Annotated in this window: 9 protein-coding genes and 2 pseudogenes; 7 read left to right on the top strand and 4 right to left on the bottom strand. The window is 67.0% G+C overall.

What is annotated here, in order from left to right; genetic code table 11:
- The 3 genes from ACWD11_RS34775 to ACWD11_RS34785 form a co-directional block, all read right to left on the bottom strand.
- On the bottom strand, positions 1–549 hold a 549-nt coding region (locus ACWD11_RS34775; protein ID WP_389421640.1), incomplete at its 3' end, for an IS3 family transposase.
- 3 nt (positions 550–552) lie between these two features.
- On the bottom strand, positions 553–681 hold the full coding sequence (locus tag ACWD11_RS34780) for a hypothetical protein (RefSeq protein WP_389421641.1): 129 nt from the start codon (positions 679–681) through the stop codon (positions 553–555).
- On the bottom strand, positions 678–989 hold the full coding sequence (locus ACWD11_RS34785) for a transposase (protein WP_451287895.1): 312 nt from the start codon (positions 987–989) through the stop codon (positions 678–680). The genes ACWD11_RS34780 and ACWD11_RS34785 overlap by 4 nt, the downstream gene beginning before the upstream one ends.
- Before the next feature lie 106 nt (positions 990–1,095).
- Between ACWD11_RS34785 and ACWD11_RS34790 the strand changes: the two genes are divergently transcribed.
- The gene (locus ACWD11_RS34790; protein WP_389421643.1) at positions 1,096–1,368 is read left to right on the top strand and encodes a hypothetical protein; all 273 of its coding nucleotides are present in this window, start codon (positions 1,096–1,098) and stop codon (positions 1,366–1,368) included.
- Positions 1,361–1,558, top strand: coding sequence for a hypothetical protein (locus ACWD11_RS34795; protein WP_389421644.1), 198 nt, complete (start codon positions 1,361–1,363; stop codon positions 1,556–1,558). Before ACWD11_RS34790 ends, ACWD11_RS34795 begins: the two co-directional genes overlap by 8 nt.
- Positions 1,559–1,623: 65 nt before the next feature.
- Here ACWD11_RS34795 and ACWD11_RS34800 read toward each other — a convergent pair.
- Positions 1,624–2,475, bottom strand: a pseudogene (locus ACWD11_RS34800) (IS5 family transposase).
- A 650-nt stretch (positions 2,476–3,125) separates the two neighbouring features.
- Between ACWD11_RS34800 and ACWD11_RS34805 the strand changes: the two are divergent.
- From ACWD11_RS34805 to ACWD11_RS34825, 5 genes and pseudogenes are all read left to right on the top strand, one after another.
- Entirely contained in the window at positions 3,126–3,962 is an 837-nt protein-coding gene (locus tag ACWD11_RS34805) for a DUF6192 family protein (protein WP_389421645.1), read from the top strand.
- A 59-nt stretch (positions 3,963–4,021) separates the two neighbouring features.
- Entirely contained in the window at positions 4,022–5,440 is a 1,419-nt protein-coding gene (gene istA / locus ACWD11_RS34810; protein ID WP_451287897.1) for an IS21 family transposase, read from the top strand.
- Positions 5,437–6,207: an IS21-like element helper ATPase IstB gene (gene istB, locus ACWD11_RS34815; protein ID WP_451124413.1), complete on the top strand. Its 771-nt coding sequence runs from the start codon at positions 5,437–5,439 to the stop codon at positions 6,205–6,207. Before istA ends, istB begins: the two co-directional genes overlap by 4 nt.
- A gap of 56 nt (positions 6,208–6,263) precedes the next feature.
- Positions 6,264–6,491, top strand: a pseudogene (locus ACWD11_RS34820) (DUF6192 family protein); the annotation flags it as partial.
- Between the two features lie 3 nt (positions 6,492–6,494).
- Entirely contained in the window at positions 6,495–6,914 is a 420-nt protein-coding gene (locus ACWD11_RS34825) for a RacP protein (RefSeq protein ID WP_389421649.1), read from the top strand.
- Positions 6,915–6,954: the final 40 nt, after the last annotated feature.

Consider the following 6,954-nt stretch of genomic DNA (forward strand, 5'->3'; position numbering starts at 1 on the left):
TCCGGAACATCGCTGGTCTTCAAACTCCAGTCCGTCGTGGCCACGTCGCACACCTCCGAGATCAGGGTGTTGCGACGACCAGTTGAATCCACCTTGCGCCCCGCGGTCGCTGTGGTGAATGAGGCCGGAGCCCTTCTTGATCCTCCGTCTCCACAGTGCCATCTCCAGTGCGCCCAAAGGGAGTTCGGTGCGCATGTGGTTCGCGACCTGCCAGCCGACGATCATCCGCGAGTACACGTCCAGGACGAACGCCACGTACGCCCAGCCGGACCAGGTGCGGACATACGTCATGTCCGCTACCCACAGCTGATCCGGCCGCGAGGCCGTGAAGTCGCGGTCGACCAGGTCCGACGGCCTGGGTGCCGACGGCTCCGGCACCGTGGTGCGGCGACGTTTCCCGCGGATCACGCCCTCCAGGCCCAGCTCACGCATCAGCCGCTCGACGGTGCAGCGTGCCACGAGAATGCCCTTGCGCCTGAGCGCGCGGGTGATCCGGCGAACACCATAGGTGCCGCCGGACTCAGCATGGATCTGTTCGATCAGCGGCATCAGCTACTCGTCGCGCAGTCGGCCGGCCGACTTCGGCCGCTTCTTACGTGCGTAGTACGCCGACTCCGACAGCCCCAGCACCCGGCAGGCGAACCCGACCCCGAGACCCTTGTCCGTGAGGTGGTCGATCACCTGGTCGGCCTCGTCCAGGGACGGTCGAGTTCGGCCGCAAAAAATGCGCTCGCGGCTTTGAGGATCTCATTCGCCCGCCTCAACTCCGCTACTTCTTTGCGGAGTTGCTTCAGCTCCTCGTGCTCGGCGATGGTCAGCCGGTCGTCGCGTTCGCCGGCGTCCGCCTCAACCTGGCGGACCCAGCCGCGCAGGGCTTCCTTGTGGATGCCCAGGTCCTTGGCGACATGCGCGATCGGCCGGCCGGTAGTGCGGACCTCGCGGACGGCCCGCTCGCGCAGCTCGCCCGGGTATCTACGTGGTGCTGGCACTGCTCGTGGTTCTCCTTCGGACCAGGATCATAAACCTGGCTTCAGGGACTCCACGAAACCGGGGTCAGCTCACCTGGTACAGGCCGCCACCCCCTTGGGTGACCTGATGGCGTGGCTGACCCCGCTGGTACCTCTCGCCCCGAGCCTGACGGTGGCGTCGGTCGCGCTCATGGGGTCCTGCCGGCCCTGGCGCATCCCCGCGGCGTGGTGGACCAGCCAGACGGCCGCGGCCGGCACGCCCGGGGCGCTGGCGACCACCCTGCGCTCACAGCGCAGCGCCGCCGGCCCGCTGGGGCAGAAGAACCTCGTCCTGCGGATGCTGCCCGAGCTTCCCATGCCGACGCTGGTGGTCTGGGGGCTCCAGGATCGATGTGCTTGAGACGCTGAAAAATGTCACGGAAGGGGACGATGGCCTGGTCGTAGAGGGTCTGCCGCGCCTTCTCGGGCGGATCGGGCTCGGTCCCGGGTGGGATGCGTTCGGCGATGATCTTCCGGGTGGTGGCCAGGTCTGCGCGTCGTGCTTCGGTCTCGGCCAGAGCGGCGGTCAAGTGGTCGATCTGGCTGCGTAGTTCGTCAGCCCGGGCCGTGGTTTTGTCGTGCTGGTCCTGGAGGTCTGCCAGGAGCTCGCTGATGTTCACGCGGCCAGCCCGAGGGTGTCGCGCCAGGTGGGGGCGGGTGTGGTGAGGCGGCGGGCCATGTTGGCGATGGAAGCCCAGTAGACGCGCGAGGCGGAAGTGTCGAGGCGGTGGTCGTACTCGCGGGCCAGGCGGCGGTGCAGCATCAACGTGCCGTTGACCTGCTCCACGATCCACCTCTTCGGTTGCGGGACGAAGCCTTTGCCCTGGTCTGCGGCGTTGCGGCGGACGACCTCGACGTCGATGTCCAGCAGGGCGCCGTGGATGAGAACCTCGTCCTTAAAGCCCTGGTCCACCAGGGCCTTCTCCAGACGCATCCGCACCGCTCGGCCGCCTGATCGAGCAGGGCAGTGCCGGCTGCGTTGTCATGGGCGGAGGCGGCCAGCACTACGACGCCGATGATCAGCCCCAGAACGTCAACGGCCAGTCCCCGCTTGCGCCCCGACACCTTCTTGTTGGCGTCCAGTCCCGTCGTGGTCTTCGGGACACCCGCGGCCGCGCGGACGGACTGGGTGTCGATGATCACCAGGGACGGGTCCTCTAATCGCCGGGCTCTCTCCCGCACTTGGCAGCAGGAGTTCGGAGATCCGCTGGTCGAGCCCGTCCTGGCGCCACAGGCCGAAGTAGTAGAACACCGCCGACCAGGACGGCAGATCATGCGGGAGGTAGCGCCACTGGCAGCCCGTCCGGTTCTGGTAGAAGATCGCGTTCACGACCTCCCGCAGATCGCAGGAGCCGGGATCTCCGGTCACTGACCGAGCCACTCTCTCCTGCTTCCAGGCCGTGATCATCGGCTCAATCAACGCCCACTGCTCGTCCGATAAGTCGCTGGGGTACGGCTCTCGCTCCATGCCCGCATCTCAGCATGCACATGCCCAACAGAGGGCCTGCGCGACGATCAGTACCTCGATCGAGCGATCACGAACCGAGGAAGATCGGACTTAACGTCCACTGAGGGCGTCAACACCAAGTAGCTGTTTCTGATCCCCGGTTTCTGGGAGCCTTGAGGCATAGCCTGGTGCGGTGTCCGAGGGTGCGATACGGGGTGGGAAGAGGATTTGCCGGGCTTGCGGGGAGCCGTTGAGGCCGGAGGCCCGTCGGGGTGCGGTGTTCTGCTCGACTGCGTGTCGTTCCAGGCAGTGGCGGGTGGAGGACCGGTTGCGGAAGCGGCTTGCGGCGGTGAAGGACGGGGCCGGCGAGGTCGAGTGCCCGGAGTGCGGGACCCGGTGGATCGCGGGGGTGGATCGCCGTTCGGACGCGGTGTTCTGCTCGACGAAGTGCAAGGTGAGCGCGTGGAAGCGCCGGAAGGAACCGTTCGGCGAACGGTCACAGTAACCGCTGAGCGAACGCATCCTGAGACCCGCTTCGGTCGCTAACCGATCATTTGCGGTCATCCATTGTGATCTGTGGATGTGCGGTCCGACTCTCGACAGAGATGCGGGCCTTGTCCCGTTACGGTCCGAAGTGCCGTTTCTGGGCCCGCACTTGGGTGGTGAAAGCCATGTCCGAGGAGAACGTCGGGGCGGTCAGCCAGTCCCGCTACGAACAGATCATCGCCGAGCTTCGTGAAGTCGTCGAACAGCAGACCCGGGGTCAGTTCACGATCGGGGACCGCGCCCTGGAAGTGGAACCGATGAGGCAGCGAGGCGGCCTGGTCGGGTCAAGTGAGTACACGGTCGAGCAGTCGCTGCAACGGCTGTCTGATGACATCGGATTGAGCGTCGGAGCGGTAAAAACAGCCAGGTGGGTGGCGTCCCGCTGGCCGAAACAGCACCGGCAGCCGAAGCTCGCCTCCTACACGGTCCATCGCTCGCTGGCGAACATCGAGGACGAGGACGAGCGGTTCAAGGCGATCCTGACGCCGTCGAACGGCAAGGCCCGTTGGACCACGGACGACGCCAATCGCCGGGTGGGACAGCAGGTCGAAACACCGATCACGCCGCAGGAGAAGGTCACCGCGATCCACTCGCTGGCCCGGGAGCCCGAGGTCGCCGCGGCGGTGACCACCGACTTCCTGAAGCGTCCGCAGGTCGCGGCCAAAGTGTCGGCGGAGGACAAGGTCCGGGTGGTGGAGGAATTCACCCGCGACGAGTCGGTGGCGACCACCGCCGCGACCAGCCTGATGCGCCGGCCGGACGTCGCGTTCAAGGCGATGAGCGACGACACCGCCCGCTTCCAGGCCAACCGGGCCCAGATGGACCGCTTGCGGCAGACGCACGAGCACTTCGAGGACCATCATCCCCTCGCTCCGGCGGTCCGCAACATCGAGAGGTGTCGGCGTACACCTGAACGTCCCCACCCGCGTACGGATGAAAAGGGACAGTTGCTGATGCGTTGAGACCTGCTGCTCGGCACTCTGCTGCTTGGTCGGTGAGAGGCGGCGGCAGGAGGTCGACGGTGGTCCTGGATCCGCATCGTTGGTTGGAACTTCGGCGCTTCCGGAGTCTGCTGGAGTCCGGGGCGATCAGCCTGTCGGAAGTGGCCCGGGAGACAGGGCTGGACCGGAAGACGGTCCGCAAGTACTTGTCGGCACCGGGGCCGGCGACCCCGCCGCGCCGGTCGCCGAACGGGCGGTCGAAGGCGAGGGTGATCGACGAGTTCGCGCCGCTGGTGGACTCGATGCTGCGGGCAGAGATTTTGATGAAGGCCGCGGTGATCCACGGGCGACTGGCCGCGGAGTACGGGTTCACCGGCAACTACCAGCGCGTCAAGCTCTACGTTCAGGAAGCCCGGCCTCGCATCGCCGAGGAACTCGGCATCACGCCGAAGGAACTCGCCGGCATGCACCGCCGGTTCGAGGTCATCCCCGGCGCCCAGGCCCAGGTCGACTGGGGCGACGAAGGCAAGATCCTCGCCCACATGGGCATCCCGAAGGTCTACTCCTTCCACGTGACGCTGTCGTACTCGCGTGACCCGTTCTGCTGCTTCACCACCAGCCAGGACCTGCAGACGTTCTTCGACTGCCACCGCCGGGCCTTCGCCCACTTCGGGGGCGTCCCGATGACGATCGTCTACGACCGCACGAAAACGGTGGTCCGCCGCCACGTTGCTCCGGGCGAGGCGGTCCCGCTGCACCCGGAAGCGGTCGGGTTCGCCGGCCACTACGACTTCGACATCGACGTCCTGGCCGCCTACCGTCCCACCGGCAAGGGACGCGTCGAGCGCCAGGTCCTCATCGTCCGCGACCACGTCCTGTCCGGCCGGTCGTTCTCCTCCGTCGAGGAGATGGACGCCGCCTTCGCCGCCTGGGTGCCGCAGCGGCGGGCCCAGGCCCACAGGACACACCAGCAGATCATCGGAGAGCGGGCAGCCCGCGACCACGCAGCTCTCAAGCCTCTGCCGCAGACTCCGTATCTGGTGGCCGAGCGGCATCTGCGGCCGGTCGGCAAGGACTGCCTGGTTGCCTTCGGTGGCAACCTCTACTCCGTGCCTGCCCGCAGGGCCCGACCGCGTCAACTGGTGGAGATCCGGGCCACGAAGTCGCAGGTCATGCTGCATTCCACCATCGCGGACGCCAGCGGCGGGACGCTGCTGGCCACCCACCCACGGGCGATCGGCCGCGGAGCCCGCGTCGTCGACGAGGCCCACTGGGACGGCCTACCCACCGGCAAGGGCCGCCGGACCACCACCGGCGATGTTCTGCCACGGCCTCGCAAGGAGCGTCCTCTGGGCGAGGAGGCCGGTCCTCTGCAGGCCCTGCTGAACCGGGCCGCGGCCACCCGCGTCGAGGTCGGCCGCCGTCCGCTGTCGGTCTATGACGAGCTGACCGGCACCCGCCCCTTCACCACCCGTCCGAGCACAAGGGAAACGTCTTGAGCGAGCTGGTCAGCACCCGCATCCGCAACACGGCCGGCAAGCTCGGCCTGCCCCACCTGGCCGAAACTATCAACGAGTACACCCGGCGGGCCGACGAGGGGAAGCTGGGCTACCTCGACTTCCTCGACCTGGTCCTCTCCGAGGAACTCGCCGTCCGTGACGACCGCCGCTTCCGCCAGGGCCTGCGGCTCTCCAGACTGCCGCACCACAAGACGCTCGATGAGTACGACTTCTCCTTCCAGCCCGACCTCGACCCACGCAAGGTCAAGGACCTCGCCACCCTCTCGTTCGTCGACGGCAAAGCGAACGCCGCCCTGCTCGGGCCGCCCGGGGTCGGCAAGACCCACATCGCCGTCGCTCTCGCGGTCGCGGCCTGCCGGGCCGGCTACTCGATCTACTTCACCAGCCTCGACGACATGGTCCGCAACCTCAAAGCCGCTGAAGCCGCCGGCCGTCTGACGAACAAGCTCGGCACCTATCTGCGGCCCAGCGTCCTCGTGGTCGACGAGGTCGGCTACCAGCCCCTCGAACGAGCCGAGGCGAACCTGGTCTTCCAGGTGATCTCCAAGCGTTACGAGAAAGGCTCGATCATCCTGACCTCGAACAAGACCTTCAGCGAATGGGGCCAGGTCTTCGGCGACGAGGTCCTCGCCACCGCCATCCTCGACCGCCTCCTCCACCACTGCGAAGTGATCTCCATCAACGGCCCCAGCTACCGGCTCAAGAACCGCCTCAAGGCCATCGAGCGGGAGAACGAAGTGGCCTGACAGCTGGGGACGTTCATCCGTACGCAACTGGGGAGAAAAGTCCGTACGCCGACAAGAGGAGTATTGAGTTCCTTGACCTGGTCACGGCCTGCCACGCGTTCGTCGCCGCGGCCGGCCGCACCGTCCCCGGCCTGCGGGACCGCACGCTCAACGAGGACGAGTCCGCGATCGTGCACCAGAACATCGCGAAATGCCGGGCGACGCTCGACTGGATCGAGCAGGCCGTCGACACCGGCAAGGTCGACATGGATGACGCCCTGGCCGAGTTCCTCAAAGGCGAGTGAGTGATGGCCCGGGCCTCGCGGCGCCGGGGTGATGCGGCCAGACGCCACGCAGACACACTGCGGTTCATCCTGTTCGAGGCCCGGCCCGCGGGGCTGAGCTTCCAGCAGCTGGTCCGCGCTTCGGGCCTGACGCCCTGCCAGGTCCGATCCGGGCTCGCGATGTTCAAGGACATCATCGCCGAGAACGGCTGGCCGCCGCTGTCATGGACCCGCGCCGACGGCTATCAGCTCGGAGCCCTCAAGGACGTGCTCGAGAAGTACGAACGGTCTGTGATCTCCGAGAAGTTGACGGAGTTCCGCCGGTTCCTGACCGCCACGGTCCTCCCGCACGAGCAAGCCCACCCCGGCGACAAGTGGATCAAGTATCTCGTCGCCCAGGTCAACTCCATCGAATCGACCCTCGACCTCATGAAAACCGCCTGACATCCGTCCGCTTCGTGGGGTCTGCCCGGCCTTCGGCCGG

It is taken from the genome of Streptomyces sp. NPDC002776 (assembly GCF_053592195.1).